Here is a 21,116-nt window from a genome sequence, read left to right on the forward strand (position 1 = left end):
TTAGCATGTCAAAGAAAAATATAAAGGCCATAGATGCGTTACAAGAGGCGCAAAAAATCGCTTTTGCTCCATTTGTTTTTCAAACTACGGTCTCACTAAAAAAGCTTGGCGTTTTTGATTATATTTTTGGAAATAACGCTAAAGGTGGAGTTACCTTATCCGAAATATCCGATGCACTATCTTTAACAGTGTATGGGTTGAGTGTGCTTTTAGAAATTGCGGAAAGTGCGGATATTGTAAGTTTAGATGAAAATGGTAAATACGAATTGACCAAAATTGGGTATTTCCTAAGTTATAATCCAATGACCGAGGTTAATATGAATTTTACCCAAGACGTATGCTACCAAGGGCTTTTTCATTTACAGGATGCCATAAAAGAAGGAAAACCTTCTGGCTTAAAAGAGCTAGGAGACTGGAAAACCGTTTATGAAGGGCTTTCTCAACTTGAACCACATGTGCAACAATCCTGGTTTGCGTTTGACCACTTCTACTCCGATGGTATCTTTGAAGAAGCACTGCAATTGGTTTTTAGGCATAAGCCAAAATTATTATATGATATTGGTGGAAATACGGGAAAATTTGCGCTTCAATGCTGTTCGTATGATCCAGATATAAATATTCGGATTTTTGATTTACCGGGGCAATTAAAAAAAGCCTTGCACAATACGGCGGAGAAAGGTTATGGAGATAGGGTTAGCGGCACGGAAATAGATTGGTTGTCCGACAATCCAGAAATTCCCACGGGAGCTGATACAATTTGGATGAGCCAGTTCCTAGATTGTTTTTCCAAGGAGGAGATTTTAAAAATCTTAAAAACAGCGGTAAGAGCGATGGATTCCGATACGGAACTCATCATTATAGAAACCTATACAGACCGGCAAAAGTTTGGAAATGCAAAATTTACCCTAGAAGCCACCTCGCTATATTTTACGGCAATTGCAAACGGTAATAGTAAAATGTACAAAGCAACAGAACTCATTGCTCTGGCCAACGAGGCGGGCTTGGAAATAAAAGAGGACGTTAATTTAGGTGAATTCCATACCTTGTTCGTATGTAAAAAGATATAAGTCTATTTGGAGAACCCGTATTACATACAAGACTACTGCCATATTAGAGATGGTGAAATATGTCTTAATGGAAAAACCATATTCAAAAGTGAAGAAACCGATTTTAAATCGGTCATGAAATCTGCCTATAAAAAACTACAGATAGATTATGTTAAGTTCTTTAAAATGGATAATCTAAGTAAACTCGCTTTCATTGCTGCCGATGTGCTTTTAAAAACAGAAAAAGAGAAGAATATGGCCCTGGTTTTATCTAACAGGGCGGCAAGTTTAGATACCGACAGAAAGCATCAAAAGTCCATTAAAGACCCAACTCAATATTATCCGAGTCCCTCCGTGTTCGTTTATACACTACCAAATATTTGTTTGGGTGAAATAAGTATTAAACACAAATTATTTTCAGAGAATAGTTTTTATATATTCGATGAATTCTCCCCATCTATTTTACATTCCTATTCTAGCAATTTACTCCATAACAATAAGGCAGAAAAGGTGCTTTGCGGATGGGTAGATGTTGATCATGGAAAATATGACGCATTTTTGTATGTTGTAGCAAAGAAGGGTATTTTTGTACATTCCACTACCGAAATAAACCGATTATATTAGACCGATGAGCGACTTAAAATTAGAACTGAAAGAAAAGATTATAGAGCAATTGAATCTTGAGGATATTTCTGTTGATGAAATTGCGGACAATGACCCACTTTTTGGTGATGGTCTTGGTCTAGATTCTATTGACGCGCTAGAGCTTATTGTAATGCTAGATAAGGATTACGGTATAAAATTGGCCGACCCCAAAGAGGGAAGAAATATCTTTGAGTCCATAGATACTATGGCTGCCTACATTACGGCGAATAAGGCTTAAATCAATATTAGAATACCATACTGAAAGTCAAGATAATAGTCTGGCTTTTGTTTAAATGCTTTCAATGAACCAAGGAATTGCGATCACGGGAATGGGAATGATTTCTGCTATTGGAAACAATGTGGCGGAAAATTATGCTTCCCTGATAGCTGGTAAATCCGGGATTTCTAAGATTACCAAGATTAAAACGGTTCATGAAAATGAAATCATGGTAGGTGAAGTTGCCGCTACCAATGAAGAATTAGAGCAACAATTAAACCTTAAACCTAACACCTATTCCAGAACGCCTATATTAGGGATCTTAGCTGCCAGAGAGGCACTACAACAAGCAGGTATTACCGATATTTCCTCATATAGAACAGGACTTATATCCGGCACTACCGTTGGGGGAATGGATAAGGCAGAGCAATATTTCTACGACTATTTTGAAAGAGATACCCATTGGGCACATATCAATGGGCTACATGCAGGAGATTCTACCCAAAAAATAGCGGAAGCCATAGGTCTTGAAAAAAGTTTTGTCACCACTATAAGTACGGCGTGTTCTTCTGCTGCAAATGCCATAATGCTTGGGGCAAGGATGATAAAATCCGGAGAACTAGAACGTGTAGTAGTAGGAGGTTCGGATTGCCTATCAAAATTTACCATTAACGGTTTTAAGACATTAATGATCTTGTCGGATACGTACAACAGTCCGTTCGATGAAGATAGAAAAGGGCTTAATCTTGGAGAGGCCGCAGCCTTTCTGGTATTGGAGTCCGATGACATAGTGGCTAAGGAAAACAGAAAAGTCCTAGGTTACGTAAAAGGATATGGCAACGCAAACGATGCTTTTCACCAAACCGCATCATCAGAAAATGGGGACGGTGCCGTACTGGCTATGGAAAAAGCTTTTAAAGTTGCGGGCTTAGCACCCGCTGCCATAGACTATGTGAATGCACATGGCACGGCCACACCGAATAATGACCTTTCTGAAGGAAGGGCATTGCAGCGTGTCTTTGGAGAAAACGTTCCAGACTTTAGTTCTACAAAGGCCTATACCGGACACACCTTAGCAGTAGCTGCGGGAGTCGAAGCTATCTACTCTATTCTGGCACTTCAGCATAATGTGGTCTATCCCAATCTGAACTTTAAAACACCAATGAAGGAATTTAATTTGGTCCCTCAAACCGAATTAAAAAAGAAAGAAATTAAAACCGTGCTTTCCAACTCATTTGGGTTCGGAGGCAATTGTTCCACTTTAATATTTTCTAAAGAGGCATGAAAAAATCGGTTTACATCAATAGCATTGGTTCCGTTTCCGTTCAAAAAACGCATGACGCTACTACGTTCTTAGAAGACATCGTAACCTACAATGCCACCACATTAAAAGTAGTTGACCCTAATTATAAAGAATATATTCCTCCTGCAGCAGCCAGAAGAATGGCCAAGGGTATAAAAATGAGCACGGTTAGTTCCCAAACGGCTTTAAGGGAAGCGGGTTTAGAAGATGTAGACGCAATTATTGTCGGCACAGGTTTGGGATGCCTAGGAGACTCAGAAAAATTTGTAAGCGATATCATTGATAACGATGAACAATACCTTACCCCAACACGTTTCATACAATCTTCTCATAATACCGTAGCTGGCCAAATAGCGCTCGCTATGGGCTGCAAGGGCTATAATTTTACATATGTACACGCAAATGTCTCTTTTGAATCTAGCCTATGGGATGCTAAGCTGCAATTGGAGACCAATGAGGCCACAAATATTCTAGTGGGCGGAGTTGATGAAATGGTAAACCACCATGTGGAAACCCATCGTTTAATAGGACATTTAAAAGAGGCACCCATATCCAATGAAGCCGTATTAAGTGCTAAAACCAAAGGCTGCGTTATCGCAGAAGGTGCTCATTTCTTTGTGCTCTCCAACGAAAAACAAGATACTACCTATTCCAAGTTAGTAGCTGTGCGCACCTATAACACTTTAGGTTTGTCGGAAGTTGGCCAGGCTATTACCTCGTTTTTAACTGAAGTAAATATTCCCTTGGAACATATAGATATAGTGGTTCTTGGAAATAATGGAGATTCGGAGTACGATACGTTTTATCATCACTTAAGTGAAGGTCTTTTTAAGAACGTTTCACAAATAGCGTACAAGCATTTATCGGGAGAATATGATACCGCTACCGCATTTGCATTTTGGGTAGCTAACAAAATATTCAAGAAACGATCCGTTCCGGAAGTTCTTCAATTAAATACGCTTAAAACCACTAGCCCTGAACGAATCTTAATCTACAACCAATACCGAGGAAAAAACCACAGTCTAGTACTACTTGAAAAATGTTAAGGCGTAAAACCATAAACACCTTTGCCTTAATCGCCTTGATTGTATTGGCCCTATTTTCTTTTTATCATACTATTCCTTGGTGGGCATTTGCACTCGTAACGCTCATCTGGTTCTTAATTACACTATGCGGCTCTTTTCTAATTCGATGGAACTATCATTTTAAATCGATCCATTCCAATAAAAACAATATTGAGAACGATATCGCCATTACTTTTGATGATGGCCCACATCCCGAGTTTACTCCTAAAATCCTGAGTCTTTTGGAAAATCACAACGCCAAAGCCACCTTCTTCTGTATTGGCAAGCATATAGAAGAGCATCCAGCGCTGTTCAAAGCTATTATTAAAGCTGGGCACACTGTTGGCAACCATACCTATTCACATTCCAAGTCTTTTGGGTTTTTCAGTTCACAAAAAGTGACTCAAGAGCTTCAGAAAACAAATACCATAGTAAAGGAATTGATTGGAAAACAAATGAGATTCTACCGTCCTGCATTTGCTGTTACCAATCCAAGTATAGAAAAAGCGGTAAAACAACTAAAACTAGACACTATAGGTTGGAGTGTTCGCTCTTTGGACACCACACCCAGGAATAGTTCAAGGGTATTGAAACGAATTACTTCTAAGGTAGCCAAGGGAGATATTGTGCTTTTACACGACACCAGCGATAAGACCGTAGTTGTTTTGGAACAGTTATTGTTATTTTTGAAAGATAGAGAATTAAGATCGGTCGCGGTAGACCAGCTCCTTCAATTACCGGCATATGAATAAAGCGTTTTTTATTTTATTACTTACAGCATGCACTATTCAGGCGCAGACACCCATGAATGCAGAAGAAGCTGCAGCCCTACGCAATAAAGTGAAAGAAAAATCGGCGACTACAAAAACCATAACCAGTAATTTTATACAATACAAGCATTTAGATTTTCTTTCCAACGATATAGAATCAAAAGGCAAGCTGGCATTTATGGCGCCAGATAAAGTTAAATGGGAATACACTACTCCTTTTACCTACAGTGTATTGTTCAAAAATGAAAAACTATTCGTTAATGACGATGGAAATAAGAGCGCGATGGATTTAGGCTCCAACAAGCTTTTTAAACAATTGAATAAGTTAATTACGGCAAGTATTAACGGAGATATGTTTATATCCGAAGAGTTCTATATTTCTTATTTTAAGGTAGATGGAAAAATCACCGTTCATTTTATACCGAAGGATACTCAATTTGCGACCTTCATAAAAGCCTTTCATATTAACTTTTCCGATACCGGTGAAGTCCTACAGGTAAAGATGATCGAGCCTAGTGATGATTACACCAAAATCACTTTTAGCAATAGAATAGAAAACCAAGCCATTCCCGATGCGGTTTTTAATCAGTAGTCTTACGCTATTACTCGTAGGGTGCGCTTCCTATCCCAGAAAAATGGGATTTACAGCTATGAATCTTACCGCAACCACGGTTACTAACGAATATTTTTCAGACACTAACAAAGATTATCTTTACAAGGCAAAGGTCAACATATTTAATACTAGTTTTGGAGGAATCCTGGTTATAAAAAAATCAGCTGCTAGGGCACATCGCATAGTATTCACCACGGAACTCGGGAATACGATTTTTGATTTTTCAATTGTTGACGAAGAATTTAAAATAAACCGGATTTTAAAAGAACTGGACCGCAAAATTCTCTTGAATATTCTTGAAAAAGATTTTAAAACCTTGATTCACGAACAAGCCATAATCACCAAAAATTATACCAACGGCAACGACGGCATAGCTGCCACTACTATTTACGGAAATCCTCATTTTTACACCTATGGAAAAGGACAATTAAAGCGCATTGCACGGGTTGGAGGGCAAAAAGAAAAAGTGGTTTTTCTGTTCTCGGAAATAAGTAATAACATTGCAAAACATATTCAGATCAACCACAAGAATTTGAAACTTCAAATTGAGCTAAAAGCATTTGAATAGCAGGTAAGCAGTACAAAAAAATCCAGACGCTATGTTGATAAAAGGTTTATATGAAATATTAAATTTTGACTTCCAAGAAAAGCATATTGAAGCCGAGGTAAAACTTAATAGAACGCATGAGATTTTTGAGGGTCACTTTCCCGGTCACCCTGTCCTTCCTGGCGTTTGCGTCATTCAAATGATTAAAGAATTTACGGAAAAAGCACTGAACAAAAAACTTTTGCTCTCTGTAGCTTCGAACGTAAAATTTATGGCGGTTATTAATCCTGAGAAAAACGATACCATAAATTTTAAATTGGACCTCACCGAATCAGGTGATGAAATCAAAGTAAAGAACACGGTTAGCTTTGATGATACCTTGGCACTAAAATTGAGTGCTACTTTTAAAAACAGGGCATAATGCAACAGTTTGTTTTGGTTCTTCTTTTAAGTATTTTACCCTTTGGAATATCACTTTCCGAAGTTCGTGAAAAGTATGCTAAAGCTGAAGAAAGTCCTGAAATAACAGAAAACCTATTTTCAGCATTATCCGACATCAAGGAAACGGACGATACTATTTTTTTAGCCTATAAAGGAGCGGTACTCACTTTAAAAGCAAAGCATAGCAAGGGGATTAAACATAAAAAGGAATTTTTTAAAAATGGGGTTGCACTGTTAGAGTCTGCACTAAGTGCTTCACCAAACAATCTAGAAATACACTTTATTCGGCTAACGGTACAAGAAAATGCTCCTAAAATTGTACGGTACAACAAACAAATCGAAGCCGACAAACGCTTTATTCTTAAAAATTATAATTCCAGTGAAGACGAAGCGTTAAAAAAAATTATCAAAAAATATAGTTCAAAGTCAGCGCTTTTTTCGGAGAACGAAAAGCAATTATTCTAGGGGCTCCCTTATACGTATCTTTGTCATAGATATACCAACGACCTGTAACGGCATTAAAACCGTAATAAGTGGCAGAAAATATACCGTCTATACATGAGAGAATGCAACAATTTGGCTGTTGTGTTCTAGTACCGACTTACAACAACGACAAAACCCTGTCAAGAGTGCTCCAGGGCATTCTGGATTTAACCGCAAATATCATTGTCATAAACGATGGCGCAACGGACAACACCGCGAAAATTTTAAAAAACTTTCCTCAGGTACAACAGGTTCATTTACCCCAAAATAAAGGAAAAGGAAATGCCCTTAAAATAGGTTTCAAAAAAGCTTTAGCGCTCAATTATTCCTACGCGATTACCATTGATTCCGATGGCCAACACTTTCCAGAAGATATCGTAGTATTTCTTGATGCATTAGCAGAAGAAAATACCAAAAATGTGCTTTACATCGGTGCCAGAAACATGGAGCAGTCAGATGTTCCTGGTAAAAGTAGTTTCGGGAATAAATTCTCTAACTTCTGGTTTTGGTTTGAAACTGGAAATTGGCTAACGGATACCCAATGCGGTTATCGCTTATACCCACTAAGAGAAATAGAAAAGCTGAACTTGATTACCCCTAAATTCGAATTTGAAATAGAGGTCATAGTAAAGGCCGCTTGGAACGGAACATTGGTCAAAAACGTGCCGGTTAAAATTCTATACGATGAAGAGGAACGGGTAACACACTTTAGAACGGTCCCGGATTTTACACGCATCAGCATACTGAACACCTCGTTCGTCTTAGTGGCAATCTTTTATATAAAACCAAGGGATTTTTATAGACGATTAAAGAAAAAAGGAGTTAAAAAGTTTCTTTTAGAGGATGTATTGGGAAGCACTGATACTCCGTCAAAAAAAGCATTTTCCATTGCCCTTGGCGTCTTTATTGGTCTAAGTCCTTTTTGGGGGCTTCATACCCTTTTAGTAATTCTGCTAGCCTTCATTTTTAAACTGAATAAACCCATTGCATTCGCCTTCTCCAATGTAAGTCTTCCTCCGTTTATACCGTTTATCATTTTTTTTAGTTTGCAAATAGGTGGATGGATTTTAGGCGAACCACTTTCTTTGTCACTTGACTCCATTACAACAGATTTTGATTTTCTTACTAATCTAAAAACCTACATCTTAGGCAGTTTGGTATTGGCTGTACTAGGGGCATTCGTTTTCGGCGGAATAGGTTATCTTTCTATTCTATACATAGGAAAGCGGAAAATAGCCGTAAACAATGGGTAATCTCTTATTCAGGACATACCAAGGTATTTTAAAAAATAAAATAACGAGTATTCTAGTACTCCTTTCCGTAGCGGGGCTACTTGGTTTTCTTGCTTCAAAAATTAGCTTTGAGGATGATATTACGTCTTTAATCCCTTCCAATGAAGAAACACAGCGGATACAGAAAGTCCTAAAGTCTATTTCCTTTACGGACAAAATTATAGTAAATATTGAAAAAAATCCTGAAGCTTCTGTAGATGAACTCACCCAATACGCCACAGATTTTATAGACAGTATTCAAAAAACCCATGCGTCATATATTAAGAATATTCAGGGTAAAGTAGCGGATGCCCAAGTCTTAAAAACCTTTGATTTTGTTTACGACCATCTTCCGCTTTTTTTGGATAAAACGGATTATGAAGGCATAAATCAGAAATTATCCAAAGACAGTATAACCGCAATAACCACTCAAAATTATAGGACCCTAATTTCACCGTCGGGAATAATAGCAAAAAAAAGCATCTTAAAAGACCCCCTAGGGTTGTCCTTTATTGCCCTAAAAAAATTACAACAACTTGGTGTGGCTGAAAATTTTAAGCTGAAGAACGGGTTTTTAGTAAATAATGCAGAGACCAACATCTTACTTTTTATAACACCCGTACACCCATCTAGTGCTACAGTTGAAAACAAACCTTTATCTGACGGACTTTATAAATTACAGGAGAAGCTTCAAAAACGCTTCAATTCTAAAGTTGAAGTTTCTTTTTTTGGAGCTGCTTTGGTAGCTGTTGCCAATGCCGGACAGATAAAAAGCGATATACAATTTACGGTAAGCATAGCTATGATGCTTCTGGTAATTCTCCTTATTCTTTTTTATAGAGCGATAAGGCTACCATTGATTCTATTTGCCCCCACCCTATTTGGAGCTCTGCTAGCACTAGTTTTTCTGTATTTACTAAGACCTCATATTTCCGCTATTTCTTTAGGCATTGGTGCTATTTTACTGGGAGTGACCTTAGATTACGCCTTACACATCCTTACGCATATTCGCAGCGGTAGGTCGGTAAAAGAATTATATGAAGAAATTGCGCCTTCTATACTCATGAGTAGCCTTACCACGGCAGCTGCCTTTCTATGTTTACTTTTTTTAGATTCGCAAGCCCTTCAGGATTTAGGAATTTTTGCAGCAGTTAGCGTTACTGGAGCCTCTTTATTTGCATTGGTTTTTATTCCTGTAGTCTATAGGCCAAAAACGATTCAGGTTTCTAAAAAAAATATACTTGACCGCATTTCAGCGGTAGATTTACATAAAAACAAACTTGCCATAGGGTTCTTGATGCTAATTTGTATTACCAGTGTTTTTACTTATAAGGATGTGATTTTTAATCAGGATATCAGTAAACTCAACTATGAGTCGGAAGTACTGAGCAAAGCACGTCAAAAATTAGAAAAACTTACGGATATCGCCTCAAAATCCATTTATCTAAGCACCTATGGGGATGACGATGAAACAGTACTACAGCGTAACGATTCTATTTTTAAAGAACTTCAACAATTAAAGCAAGACAAGGACCTCGTTAACTTTACCTCTGTTGGAAGTCTTATAAAATCTACAAAAACACAAAAGAGAAAAATCAATGATTGGGAAATGTTTTGGCAAAAGCAAAAAATAGATACCCTACAGCGCAATTTAATTACTAGTGGCACAACCCTAGGCTTTAAACCAAATACGTTTAATGCATTTTATGGTTGGCTACGAACGGATTTTAAAACAATTGCACCAAAAGAATTTGAAACCATACCCGCACTATCCACATCCGACTATATTGTAACGGACGAAAATGGAACTACGATAACCTCACTTTTAAAACTAAAAGAAGAAAACTTCGATGCAGTTACGGCCCGTTTCAAAAACTCCGAAAATACCCTTCTTATTAACAGAAAGCAGGTAAATGAATCGTTCTTGGGCACGCTAAAAAACGATTTCAACAGCTTGCTTCGTTATTCTCTTATTACCGTTTTAATAATTCTTCTTGTGTTCTATAGAAGTCTCTCGTTAACACTCGTTACCGTTATACCTATATTCTTAACTTGGTTTTTGACCGTAGGTATTATGGGCTTGCTGCAGATTGAATTCAATATTTTCAACATCATCATCTGTAGTTTTATTTTTGGGCTCGGCGTAGATTATAGCATCTTTATCACCAACGGCCTCTTGGCGGAGTATAGAACAGGAGGTAGAATACTTCCTACACACAAAACTTCTATAATCCTTTCGGTAATTACCACTATAGCAGGCGTAGGTGTTATGATTTTTGCTAAGCACCCCGCCTTATATACCATATCTAAAGTTTCGCTTATAGGTATTTTTTCGGCTGCTTTTGTTTCCTTTATACTACAACCCTTACTGTTCCGGCTGTTTATTGGAAATACAAGGAAAAGGCCTATTTCATTGCGTTATTTTATACATTCTGTTTTTTCTTTTTTTTATTTTGGCACTATAGGGCTTCTTTTTTCGCTATATGCCTCGATAGTTATGAAGCTTAGGCCCAATAGCGTTCTTAAAGAGAATTTGGGGTTTCATCAATGGGTCTCTAAATTTATGGGCTCCGTACTCTACACCAACCCTTTTGTTGGCAAGAAAGTACTAAACCCCCACGGAGAAGAATTTGAAAAACCGGCGATGATTATTGCCAACCATACCTCGTTTTTAGACATTCTCTGTCTTGGGATGCTACATCCAAAGATGATTTTCTTGGTCAACGATTGGGTCTATAATTCTCCAATCTTTGGAAGTGCTGCTAAATTTGTTGGGGCATATCCGGTATCCGGTGGCGTAGAAAACGGAGAAGCCTATCTAAAGAAGAAAGTAGCACAAGGATTTTCCATAATTGCATTCCCGGAAGGAACTCGCTCCACAAGTAATAAAATAAAACGCTTTCACAAGGGGGCTTTTTATCTAGCGGAACAGCTTCATATGGATATTCTTCCCGTACTCATTCATGGTAATTCTGAAGTACTACCAAAGGGAAGTTTTGTAATTCGTGATGGCAGTATTACCGTAGAATTATTACCTCGCATAACTCCAGATGACGATACCTATGGAAGCAGTTATAAGCAGCAGGGAAAATTAATTGGAGCCTATTTTAGGGATGAATTCCGGCGTCTCAGAAAAAAGATTGAAACAGCTACTTATTGGCATAAAACGGTATTAGAGCATTACAGGTTTAAAGGGTCTTCCTTATATGATTTAATAAAAAGCGACCTCAAAGATTTTGCAGCACCCTACAAGGAGCTATGTAATATTATTGGAGCGAAAGAAACCATAATACATTTGTCTGAAGACCAAGGGCAGCTAGATTTGCTGCTAGCACTGGATAGCATAGACCGTAAAATATATTCCTACATATGGGATTCAAGCGCCAGAAGTATCTTAAAGCATAATTTTTTAACCCATCAATATAGTAAAATTAGCGTTTTTGATGCTCCTTCCGCAGCGTTTGAAATAACAGCTCAAGTACTTATTCTTAATCTTAAAGATATAGACATGAACAAGGTTAAAACTAAAGTAAGTCAGGAAATCACTACCTTAATCTTGTTGAAATCGAGCAGAAATCTGAACTTAGCCCAACTATCTCTAGAAGATTTTTCTGTTCTTATCCAAAATGATACATTTATCGTACTTAAAAAAGAAAGTCTTAAATGAAATCGCATTACGACGTAGTTGTTATAGGGAGTGGCATGGGAGGATTGGTTGCCGCCAATATTCTAGCGCGTGAAGGTCGTAGTGTCTGTGTATTAGAAAAAAACAACCAATATGGTGGCAACTTGCAGACCTTTGTTCGGGAACGTACCATTTTTGATACAGGTGTACACTATCTAGGCGGACTCTCAAAAGGGCAAAATTTATATCGGTATTTCGATTATTTGGATATTTTGGATGGACTCCATTTGAAAAAATTAAACGACGACGGTTTTGATATTATCACGTTTGATAACGACACGGTTTCCTATCCGCATGCGCAGGGCTACGAAAATTTTATCACCCAATTAACAGCACAATTTCCAGAAGAGAAAAGTGCCATTACGACCTACTGCAGCAAACTTAAAGAAGTCTGCCACAAGTTTCCACTTTATAACCTAGAAGAAGGGAAACCCTACGGAAATGATGCCGAAATTTTTCAACAATCCGCAAAAGAGTATATCGAGAGCATTACAACAAATACAAAACTCAGAGCTGTACTCGCGGGCTCCAATCTATTATATGCCGGAGACCCGGACAAAACACCTCTATATGTGCACGCGCTCTCTATTAACTCCTATATAGAAAGTGCTTACCGTTGCGCAGATGGTGGAAGTCAAATTACCAAACTACTTATTAGACGATTAAGAGAGCACGGTGGCGAAGCCTACAAACACAGTGAGGTGGTAGACATGACCTGTGAAAATAAGCAGCTCAAATCAGTTCAAGTAAAGGATGGTACCATTGTGTCCGGAGATTTGTTTATTTCCAATATTGAACCCAAACATACCTTGAAAATGATTGGGGAAGAGCATTTTAGAAAATCCTACAACTATAGAATAGAACAAATGGAAAGTACTATATCTGCCTTTAGCATTCATATTGTACTTAAACCAGAAACCTTCAAATACCTGAACAAGAATTATTATCATTTTAAAGATTACCGAAAGGTTTGGGAAGGTCATAAGTATACGAAAGAAAGCTGGCCGGAAACCTATATGATCTCTATGGGTGTACGCAAAAATCAAGGAGAATGGGGAGAGCAGTTGACGGCCATCACCTACATGAACTACGATGAAGTGGCAGTTTGGGAAAATACGGTCAACACCGTTGCGCATAAAAACGAGCGCGGACAAGACTATGAGGATTTTAAAAAAGAAAAGACCGAGAAATTACTTGATGAACTGGAGAAAAAATTTCCAGACTTACGGAATTGCATACAATCTGTGTACACCTCTACCCCGCTATCATACAGAGATTATATAGGATGTAATAAAGGTTCTATGTATGGTTACGTCAAAGATGTAAACGATCCATTAAAATCGTTCATTTCCCCCCGAACAAAGATCAGCAACTTATACTTTACCGGGCAAAGTCTTAATATGCATGGTATCTTAGGAGTAACTATTAGCGGTGTAGTTACATGTTCAGAAATTCTAGGAGGAGAATACCTTATCAATAAAATAAAGGGCGCCACCTCTAAACAAAACAAAGAAAAAATCACTGCCTAATGGGAACGTTTAAGACATCTGCCGTGCCTGTATTGGAGCATATTTCCAAAAAGGATTTTATTGAACAATACTACAAACCTCAAAAGCCGGTACTTATTAAAGGACTGACCAAGGATTGGCCCGCATTTAAAAAATGGACTTTAGAATATATACAGAATAAGGCTGGGGACCAAATAGTGCCGCTATATAACAATGAACCGGCAAAAGATAAGCAAAGTGTTTATGCCCCTGTCAAAGAGATGAAGTTGAAGGATTATATAGAAATCCTAAAGACAAAACCTACGGACCTAAGAATCTTCTTTTATGAGATTTTAAAAAAAATGCCAGAACTAACCCAAGATTTTCAGTATCCCGATATTGGACTCAAATTCTTTAAAAAATTACCTGCTTTATTTTTCGGAGGCGGAGCATCCAAAGTATTTATGCACTATGATATTGACCTACCGGATAGTATGCATTTTCATTTTGATGGACATAAACACGTGACGCTCTTTTCCCCTGAGCAGACAAAATATTTGTACAGAGTACCCCATTCCATTCATAATTTGGAATCGATAGATATGGATAATCCAGACTTTAAAAAATATCCTGCACTAAAATATGCTGAAGGCCTTACTGCGGAGATGGAACATGGGGACGCACTTTTTATGCCTAGTGGCTACTGGCATTATATTAAATATCTAGATGGAGGTTTCTCCATGACGTTAAGGGCATTACCAAGGCATCCCAAAAGATTCGCGAATATGTTGTATAATGTACTTATCATGCGAAATTTTGATAATTTTACAAGGAAATATTGGGGTCAAAAATGGCTCGATTATAAAGATGAATTGGCCATAAAAAGAACACATAAGAATCTACCGAACTAACTTCCATCGGATTAGGGAAAATTAATAAGGCCATTTTAATAGATTACAGTGATAAAGAAAATTAAACAGTTTCTGGCTCAGGCAGTAATTTCAATAGGCATCCTTACCCTTGTGCTATCCTGTGGCGTATCTAAATCGCTTAAAGAAAATTTAGATGTTTCACAATACCGAACACAAATACCCGAGCGTGTTCAACTAAACGATACTACGTTCACTATTTCGGACAATTTTCTTCGGAAAAACAAACAAGGACTTTGGGAACTCTATGTAAGCGGAAATCCGTTGGAATTAGGTCTAAAAACGGGGAGTCTTACACAAGAACTATTTAACGAACAGGAAGATATTTTTATTAAAAAGATTGACGAATTGGTTCCTTCAAAAGGATATCAAAAACTATTGCGAAAATTTTTAGCCTGGTTCAATAGGAAAATGTACCTCAACATAGATGAGCAATTCAAAGCTGAGCTCTTAGGCGTTTCTAAATATGCCTCACCACATTATGATTATGTAGCCAAGCCCTATCAACGGGTCATGTACTTTCATGGCGCACATGATATTGGTCATGCGCTTCAGGATTTAGCGTTAGTAGGTTGTTCCTCTTTTGCCGCGTGGGGCAACCAAACCGATGATGGTAAATTAGTAATAGGCCGAAATTTCGATTTTTATGCCGGGGATGATTTTGCTAAAAATAAAATCGTCGCTTTTGTAGCTCCGGATAAAGGGCACGCTTTCATGTCCGTAACATGGGGCGGAATGATAGGTGTTGTTTCTGGCATGAACGACCAAGGATTATCCGTGACCATTAACGCCGGCAAATCTCAGTTTCCTTTGATTGCCAAGACTCCGGTCTCTTTAGTGACCAGGGAAATTTTACAATATGCAGCTACCATTGAGGAAGCTATTGCCATTGCTAAAAAGAGAGAAGTTTTTGTATCGGAATCTATTTTTGTAGGTAGTGCAAAAGACAAAAAAGCAGCTATCATAGAAGTCTCTCCTCAAAATTTTGGTGTCTATGAGGTAGAAAACTCCAATCAACTGATTTGCGCCAATCACTTTCAGAGTGCCGCTTATATGGAAGATAAAAAGAATCAAAAGCATATTCTTGAAAGTCATTCACAATACCGTTATGAACGCATGGAGGAACTCTTGAAAGAAACCTCAAAAGTAGATCCTAAGGCCGTTGTTGGTATTCTTCGTAACAAAGAAGGCTTAGATGATAAAAAAATTGGTTACGGTAATGAAAAAGCATTGAACCAGTTATTGGCACATCATGGGATAGTTTTTAAACCTGAGGATTTAATGGTGTGGGTATCCAGCAATCCGTATCAAATGGGCGAGTTTGTAGCGTACGATTTAAAGAAAATATTCAAGGATAAGGATAGTATTGAACCAACCAATACTATCGCTACGAACAATGCAAATATCTCAGCAGATCCATTTCTGGATACGGACACCTATAAAGATTATGAACGTTATCGGGCATTGAGAAATGAGATAGAAGCTGCCATTAACCATGAATTAGCTATAGAACAAGCAAAGCTGCAGCAATTGATCGCGCTGAATCCAAATTTTTGGGAAGGATATTACTTAGCGGGTGTATATAATTACGAAAAAGGATATGAGGCACTGGCACGTTCCTATTTTTTAGCAGCAGAGAAAAAAGAAATTACCACCGTTCCTGATCGTGAATCGGTAGCGCGTTATATTCGTAAAATAAATAGAAGGTAGTATATGATTCCCGAAATTGAAACGGCCCAAGCAGATGAGATTAGAATACTCCAAGAACAAAAGTTAACGAAACTCATTTTTTATTTGGCAGCAAACTCTCCTTTTTATCAAAGGCTGTTTAAGTCGAACAAAATCAATATTGCTGAAATAAAAAAAATTGAAGATTTAGTCAAAATCCCCACATCCAATAAGGATGATTTGCAGAAATACAATGAAGACTTTTTCTGTGTTCCCAAAACGGAAATTATAGATTACGTCACCACTTCCGGAACTTTAGGTGACCCGGTAACCATTGGCTTAACCGATACGGATTTAGAACGTTTGGCTTATAATGAAGCTATTTCATTCGCTTGTGCCGGCGTACGGAAAGAAGATATTATACAATTGACCACCACTATGGACCGCAGGTTCATGGCTGGCTTGGCCTACTTCTTAGGAGCTCGTAAATTAGGTGCGGGAATTATTCGTGTGGGCGCAGGCATCCCTGAATTACAATGGGATACGATACTCAAGTTTAAGCCTAGCTATCTCATAGTAGTGCCGTCCTTTCTTTTAAAATTAATTCAATACGCAAAAGCCCATAATATCGACTATAAAAACTCTGGGATTAGAGCGGCTATCTGTATAGGGGAGTCGTTACGTGATCAGGATTTTGGGCTGAACGTCTTGGGAAGCAAAATTAAATCGGAATGGGATATCGAATTATTTTCTACGTATGCCTCAACCGAGATGAGTACCGCTTTTACCGAATGTTCTGAACAACAAGGCGGACATTTACATCCGGAATTACTCATTGCCGAGATCCTGGATGATGAAGGTAATGAGGTTCCCGAAGGATATTCAGGTGAACTTACCATAACTACCTTAGGAATAGAAGCCATGCCGCTGCTTCGTTTTAGAACAGGTGATGTAGTTGTAGCCCATAGATTTCCCTGCAAGTGTGGCAGAAACACTTTGCGTTTGGGGCCGGTTTTAGGGAGAAAAAAGCAAATGATCAAATACAAGGGAACTACACTTTACCCACCAGCAATGGATAATTTATTGAACGATTTCAGTGAGGTAACCAACCATGTTATTGAAATATACCATAACCAGATCGGTACAGATGAAATTAAAATCAAGATTACAGCGTCATCTGCATCGGAGCGCTTACTGAGAAATATCAAAGATCACTTTAGATCGCGTCTTAGGGTTTCCCCTAAAATTGAAATAACCGACCTTAAAGAAATTCAGAAATTGCAGGCTTCCAAACTAGGAAGAAAACCCATAAGGGTCATAGATACAAGAACAGTTTAATTAAAAAAGGCCCCACCGTAACAGTGAGGCCTTTTCTTTTTATTTACCCAACATCAAAAGTTCGTTACAACGAACCTCGGTAATGTATCGTTTTTCTCCTTCTTTAGTTTCATAGGAGCGATGCATTAATTTACCCTCCACGGCCACTTGCTTTCCTTTGGTCAGATAGTTTTCGACAATTTCGGCAGTTTTGCCCCAGGCGACGACATTATGCCATTGCGTATCATCTACTTTTTCTCCTTTGTTATTTTTGTAACTTTCAGTTGTAGCGATGGAGAATTTAGCCAATTTGGCCCCACCATCTAGATTTACAATTTCTGGGTCTTGTCCCAAGTTTCCAATCAACTGTACTTTGTTTTTTAGTGCGTTCATAATAATTTGTTTTAGCGTTAAACAGTTCATACTTTATTCCAAACTCGCTTCGGAATCTTTTTAAAATTATCCTGTAATAAGTTGTGAATTACACGGTTTATCATTTGGACACTGCAAACATAAAACTGGTCTTAAAAGTTAATCGGTTACAAAATACTTACTTTCGTTTGTAATCATTTGTAGTCGTTTAAAAACTTTTATATGGTTGAAAACCATTGATTTAAATCATTTTATTTATGATAAAAAATTGTATATCGATGCCGTCTCAATAACAAACCCCTGCCGATTATAAATCGGCAGGGGTTTATATTTTATGTAAAAGCTAAAACTGCTAACGAAATTATGCTATTCCACAACTATTAGTTCGGACCTTCTATTTTTCTCATTTTCGTCTTTTGAGCATTGCTCCCAATTAACACAATCGTTCAGTAGTTCATCTTCACCAAATCCTTTAAAAGAAATAGTACTGGCATCGACACCTAACTTAACTAAATATTCATAGGTTGCTTTTGCCCTTGATCCCGAGAGTCTTTGATTATAGCTTTTGGAAGCTTTAGCATCGGTATGCGATTTTACTTCTATTCTTATGCCACTGTTTTTCTTTAAAAAATCACTTGCCTTATTCAAAATTAGCGCTGCATCTTTGCGAATCTCTGAACTATCCAAATCAAACAAAATAGGATTAAGTTCTAAGCCAACTATCAAATCACTACCAACAGCAGGAACCAACTCTACCTGTGCTTTTTGCAAAAGAATACTTACCCTATTGATCTGACCAGCAATCATATTGAATGTGGTATTTTTTGAATCATAGGCTTCTTTATTGGCCACTATTACTAAGTCATTTTGCGTACAGTCTACATCAAGATTATATGCCCCATTCTTATCGCTAACCGCAGTGGCAACAATTTTGCCAGAGGCGTCCACTATTGAAACCTGAGCTTCAGGGATGGCTTGTTGCGTTTCTTGGTCTAAGACGATTCCTTTTAATTGTGCTAAACAGTCAAACCGTAGGGGTTGATTTTCTTGAAAACTATAAATATCATCCTCTCCTTTGCCACCTTCGCGATTAGATGCGAAATAACCATTGCCATCTCTGATAACATATGAAAAATCATCTTGCTTTCCATTTAATGGTTCTCCAAGATTTAAAATTTCTTCACTAGAACCATCCAATTTAGCCGCGAATACATCTAGACCTCCTAGACCTGGATGCCCATCTGAACTAAAGTATATTGTTTTTTCATCTATAAACGGAAATGATTCCCTAGCTTCAGTATTTATTCTTTTACCTAAATTTTCAGGAACACCGTAACTATTATCTTCATTAACGCTCACTTTAAAAATATCTGAGGCACCAATCGTACCTGGCATATCTGATGAAAAATACAATGTTTTTTCATCCGCACTCAATGCAGGGTGCGCAACAGAATACGCATCACTATTAAATGGTAATTCTTGTGCTTTACTCCACTCTCCTTGTATTAAAGTAGATTTAAATAGTTTTAACCGGCTAACACCTTCTCTATCTCTAGAAAACCTACCATCTTTTGAGTTGTTTCTTGTAAAATATACCGTTTTGCCATCTTTTGTAAAAACAGATGAAGATTCATGGGTTTTTGTATTCAACTCTTTGGTGAACCGTTCTGGCGTACTAAATTGTTGGTCTTTTAATATCTTAGAAACATGTAGGTTCAAAAATGCCCCATTATTCCATTTATGAATGTTTTTTGTAGCAAAACCCGTATCTCGTGCCGTTGAGAAAACAAGCTTATCACTATAAAACGAAGGTGCAAAATCAGAAGCAGTAGAGTTTATAGTTAAGTTTTTTACCTCATATCTGCCTGAGTTCTCTCTGATACGCTCTATATAATTTTCCTTCTCTTTGTAATTTATTGCCCGTTGATCGTTTGTTTTTTGTTCATAGAATTTCTGCATCCACTCATTCGATTCATCATAGCTTCCCAAAGATTTCAATGATTGTGCATAACGGTAATAATAGTTGGCATCTATAGTAGTATTTTCTAATTTAATTAATTTACTGTACCAATCCGCCGCATTTTCATACAGGGCATTAACATAATTTGCATTACCTAATTTCTTATAAATTTCTTCTTCTGTGTAACCATTTTTAACTAAATCTTCATAGGAATCAATGGCATCCATAAAGGCATAATTTTCAAAGTCTTTATTTGCCTGCGTTACTTTTCCTTCTTGTGAAACAACTAAGGAGATATTAAATAATACTAGAATTATTATTGTTTTTTTTACCATTTTCATAGTCTTAAAAGAATCTTGGGGTTACGACTTTTTTATATCTTGTTAAAAACTCAAATCTTAAAAAGAATTCGAACGAGCCATTGTTGAATGCGGTATTGCCAAGTTCGGTAGTTTCACGGTCATAAGCCAATCCTAGCATAAGTTTATCATTTAATTGATATCCAAAAAGGGCACTCCATGCCGCACTCCACCTGTAGGCCGCACCTAAAGTGAGTTTTTCTCGATACATAAAATTTGCTGATAAATCAGCTTGTAAAGGCGCACCTTCAACTAATTTAAAAAGTACTGTTGGTTTAAACTTCCAATCATAATTTAAATCTGTCACAAAACCAGAAATTAGGTATAAATTCATTCTCTCTTGAGCAAGGAAGCTACTGGAATCTGAGTTTTCGAAATGTTCCGTTTCCAGGAAATTTGGAATTGAAAGTCCTGCATAAAAACGTTCTGTATGATAGTATACTCCTGCTCCAAAATTTGGGGAAAACTTATTGTCAATATTACTTTCTTGACTGGTGCCTGCTGAAGGGTTGAAATTTTGAAGCTTGTTAAAATCTAAGTTTAATAGATGTCCACCTGCTTTTACACCAAATGATAATTTAGCACCACGTTCGGAAACAGGAATGGTATAGGAGAAAGAACCATCAAAATACGTATCTTGATTAGTACCGTTACCGATTTCATCATTTACAATGGATAAACCCAAACCTACCCGTTTGGTTACGGGAGAGTGTACGTTTAAGGTTTGTGTTGTGGGAGCACCATCAAAACCTACCCATTGGGATCTATAAAGTGCCGAAAGACTTAACACCCCCCGTGATCCTGCATAAGCAGGATTCACGGATAGTGTATTGTACATATATTGTGTGTATTGAGCATCTTGCTGAGCCACTAATTGTACTCCTAAAGACAGCATCAAAATGATTATTATTTTTCTCATGATTATTTTTTAATTGTTGT

Annotated in this window: 19 protein-coding genes; 16 read left to right on the forward strand and 3 right to left on the reverse strand. The window is 37.5% G+C overall.

Features of this window, described 5'->3' with window-relative positions; genetic code table 11:
• The first annotated feature begins 5 nt into the window (after window positions 1-5).
• The 16 genes from SJY09_RS11915 (at window position 6) to SJY09_RS11990 (ending at window position 17,507) form a co-directional block, all read left to right on the forward strand.
• A complete protein-coding gene (locus SJY09_RS11915) occupies window positions 6-1,067 on the forward strand; it encodes a methyltransferase (RefSeq protein ID WP_396635941.1) in 1,062 nt (353 codons plus the stop codon).
• A gap of 6 nt (window positions 1,068-1,073) precedes the next feature.
• Window positions 1,074-1,670: a 3-oxoacyl-ACP synthase gene (locus SJY09_RS11920; protein ID WP_396635942.1), complete on the forward strand. Its 597-nt coding sequence runs from the start codon at window positions 1,074-1,076 to the stop codon at window positions 1,668-1,670.
• Window positions 1,671-1,674: 4 nt separating this feature from the next.
• Window positions 1,675-1,929 (forward strand): phosphopantetheine-binding protein, encoded by a 255-nt coding sequence (locus tag SJY09_RS11925; RefSeq protein WP_396635943.1) that lies wholly within the window; start codon window positions 1,675-1,677, stop codon window positions 1,927-1,929.
• A 64-nt stretch (window positions 1,930-1,993) separates the two neighbouring features.
• Window positions 1,994-3,193 (forward strand): beta-ketoacyl-[acyl-carrier-protein] synthase family protein, encoded by a 1,200-nt coding sequence (locus tag SJY09_RS11930; protein WP_396635944.1) that lies wholly within the window; start codon window positions 1,994-1,996, stop codon window positions 3,191-3,193.
• The gene (locus tag SJY09_RS11935) at window positions 3,190-4,257 is read left to right on the forward strand and encodes a beta-ketoacyl synthase N-terminal-like domain-containing protein (RefSeq protein ID WP_396635945.1); all 1,068 of its coding nucleotides are present in this window, start codon (window positions 3,190-3,192) and stop codon (window positions 4,255-4,257) included. The genes SJY09_RS11930 and SJY09_RS11935 overlap by 4 nt, the downstream gene beginning before the upstream one ends.
• Window positions 4,251-5,027 (forward strand): polysaccharide deacetylase family protein, encoded by a 777-nt coding sequence (locus tag SJY09_RS11940; protein WP_396635946.1) that lies wholly within the window; start codon window positions 4,251-4,253, stop codon window positions 5,025-5,027. Before SJY09_RS11935 ends, SJY09_RS11940 begins: the two co-directional genes overlap by 7 nt.
• Window positions 5,020-5,637, forward strand: coding sequence for an outer membrane lipoprotein carrier protein LolA (locus SJY09_RS11945; protein ID WP_396635947.1), 618 nt, complete (start codon window positions 5,020-5,022; stop codon window positions 5,635-5,637). The genes SJY09_RS11940 and SJY09_RS11945 overlap by 8 nt, the downstream gene beginning before the upstream one ends.
• Window positions 5,638-5,680: 43 nt before the next feature.
• Window positions 5,681-6,226 (forward strand): hypothetical protein, encoded by a 546-nt coding sequence (locus SJY09_RS11950; RefSeq protein ID WP_396635948.1) that lies wholly within the window; start codon window positions 5,681-5,683, stop codon window positions 6,224-6,226.
• 31 nt (window positions 6,227-6,257) lie between these two features.
• Entirely contained in the window at window positions 6,258-6,626 is a 369-nt protein-coding gene (locus SJY09_RS11955; RefSeq protein ID WP_396635949.1) for a 3-hydroxyacyl-ACP dehydratase, read from the forward strand.
• The gene (locus tag SJY09_RS11960; protein WP_396635950.1) at window positions 6,626-7,111 is read left to right on the forward strand and encodes a hypothetical protein; all 486 of its coding nucleotides are present in this window, start codon (window positions 6,626-6,628) and stop codon (window positions 7,109-7,111) included. The genes SJY09_RS11955 and SJY09_RS11960 overlap by 1 nt, the downstream gene beginning before the upstream one ends.
• Before the next feature lie 101 nt (window positions 7,112-7,212).
• Window positions 7,213-8,382, forward strand: a complete 1,170-nt coding sequence (locus tag SJY09_RS11965) for a DUF2062 domain-containing protein (RefSeq protein ID WP_396638629.1) — start codon at window positions 7,213-7,215, stop codon at window positions 8,380-8,382.
• Window positions 8,375-12,067 (forward strand): 1-acyl-sn-glycerol-3-phosphate acyltransferase, encoded by a 3,693-nt coding sequence (locus tag SJY09_RS11970; RefSeq protein ID WP_396635951.1) that lies wholly within the window; start codon window positions 8,375-8,377, stop codon window positions 12,065-12,067. The genes SJY09_RS11965 and SJY09_RS11970 overlap by 8 nt, the downstream gene beginning before the upstream one ends.
• Complete coding sequence (locus SJY09_RS11975) at window positions 12,064-13,614, forward strand: phytoene desaturase family protein (protein WP_396635952.1); 1,551 nt, start codon at window positions 12,064-12,066, stop codon at window positions 13,612-13,614. Before SJY09_RS11970 ends, SJY09_RS11975 begins: the two co-directional genes overlap by 4 nt.
• Complete coding sequence (locus SJY09_RS11980; RefSeq protein ID WP_396635953.1) at window positions 13,614-14,483, forward strand: cupin-like domain-containing protein; 870 nt, start codon at window positions 13,614-13,616, stop codon at window positions 14,481-14,483. Before SJY09_RS11975 ends, SJY09_RS11980 begins: the two co-directional genes overlap by 1 nt.
• A gap of 48 nt (window positions 14,484-14,531) precedes the next feature.
• Window positions 14,532-16,211 (forward strand): C45 family autoproteolytic acyltransferase/hydolase, encoded by a 1,680-nt coding sequence (locus tag SJY09_RS11985; protein ID WP_396635954.1) that lies wholly within the window; start codon window positions 14,532-14,534, stop codon window positions 16,209-16,211.
• A 3-nt stretch (window positions 16,212-16,214) separates the two neighbouring features.
• Entirely contained in the window at window positions 16,215-17,507 is a 1,293-nt protein-coding gene (locus tag SJY09_RS11990) for a phenylacetate--CoA ligase family protein (protein ID WP_396635955.1), read from the forward strand.
• A 39-nt stretch (window positions 17,508-17,546) separates the two neighbouring features.
• On the opposite strand, the gene SJY09_RS11995 is transcribed toward SJY09_RS11990, so the two are convergent.
• The 3 genes from SJY09_RS11995 to SJY09_RS12005 all read right to left on the reverse strand — a co-directional run bounded on the left by SJY09_RS11995 (window position 17,547) and on the right by SJY09_RS12005 (window position 21,096).
• A complete protein-coding gene (locus SJY09_RS11995; protein ID WP_396635956.1) occupies window positions 17,547-17,879 on the reverse strand; it encodes a single-stranded DNA-binding protein in 333 nt (110 codons plus the stop codon).
• A gap of 345 nt (window positions 17,880-18,224) precedes the next feature.
• On the reverse strand, window positions 18,225-20,153 hold the full coding sequence (locus SJY09_RS12000) for an OmpA family protein (protein ID WP_396635957.1): 1,929 nt from the start codon (window positions 20,151-20,153) through the stop codon (window positions 18,225-18,227).
• Window positions 20,154-20,163: 10 nt separating this feature from the next.
• Entirely contained in the window at window positions 20,164-21,096 is a 933-nt protein-coding gene (locus SJY09_RS12005; RefSeq protein ID WP_396635958.1) for a type IX secretion system membrane protein PorP/SprF, read from the reverse strand.
• Window positions 21,097-21,116: the final 20 nt, after the last annotated feature.

The organism is Maribacter sp. R77961, from assembly GCF_044594925.1.
Taxonomy (GTDB): Bacteria; Bacteroidota; Bacteroidia; order Flavobacteriales; family Flavobacteriaceae; genus Maribacter.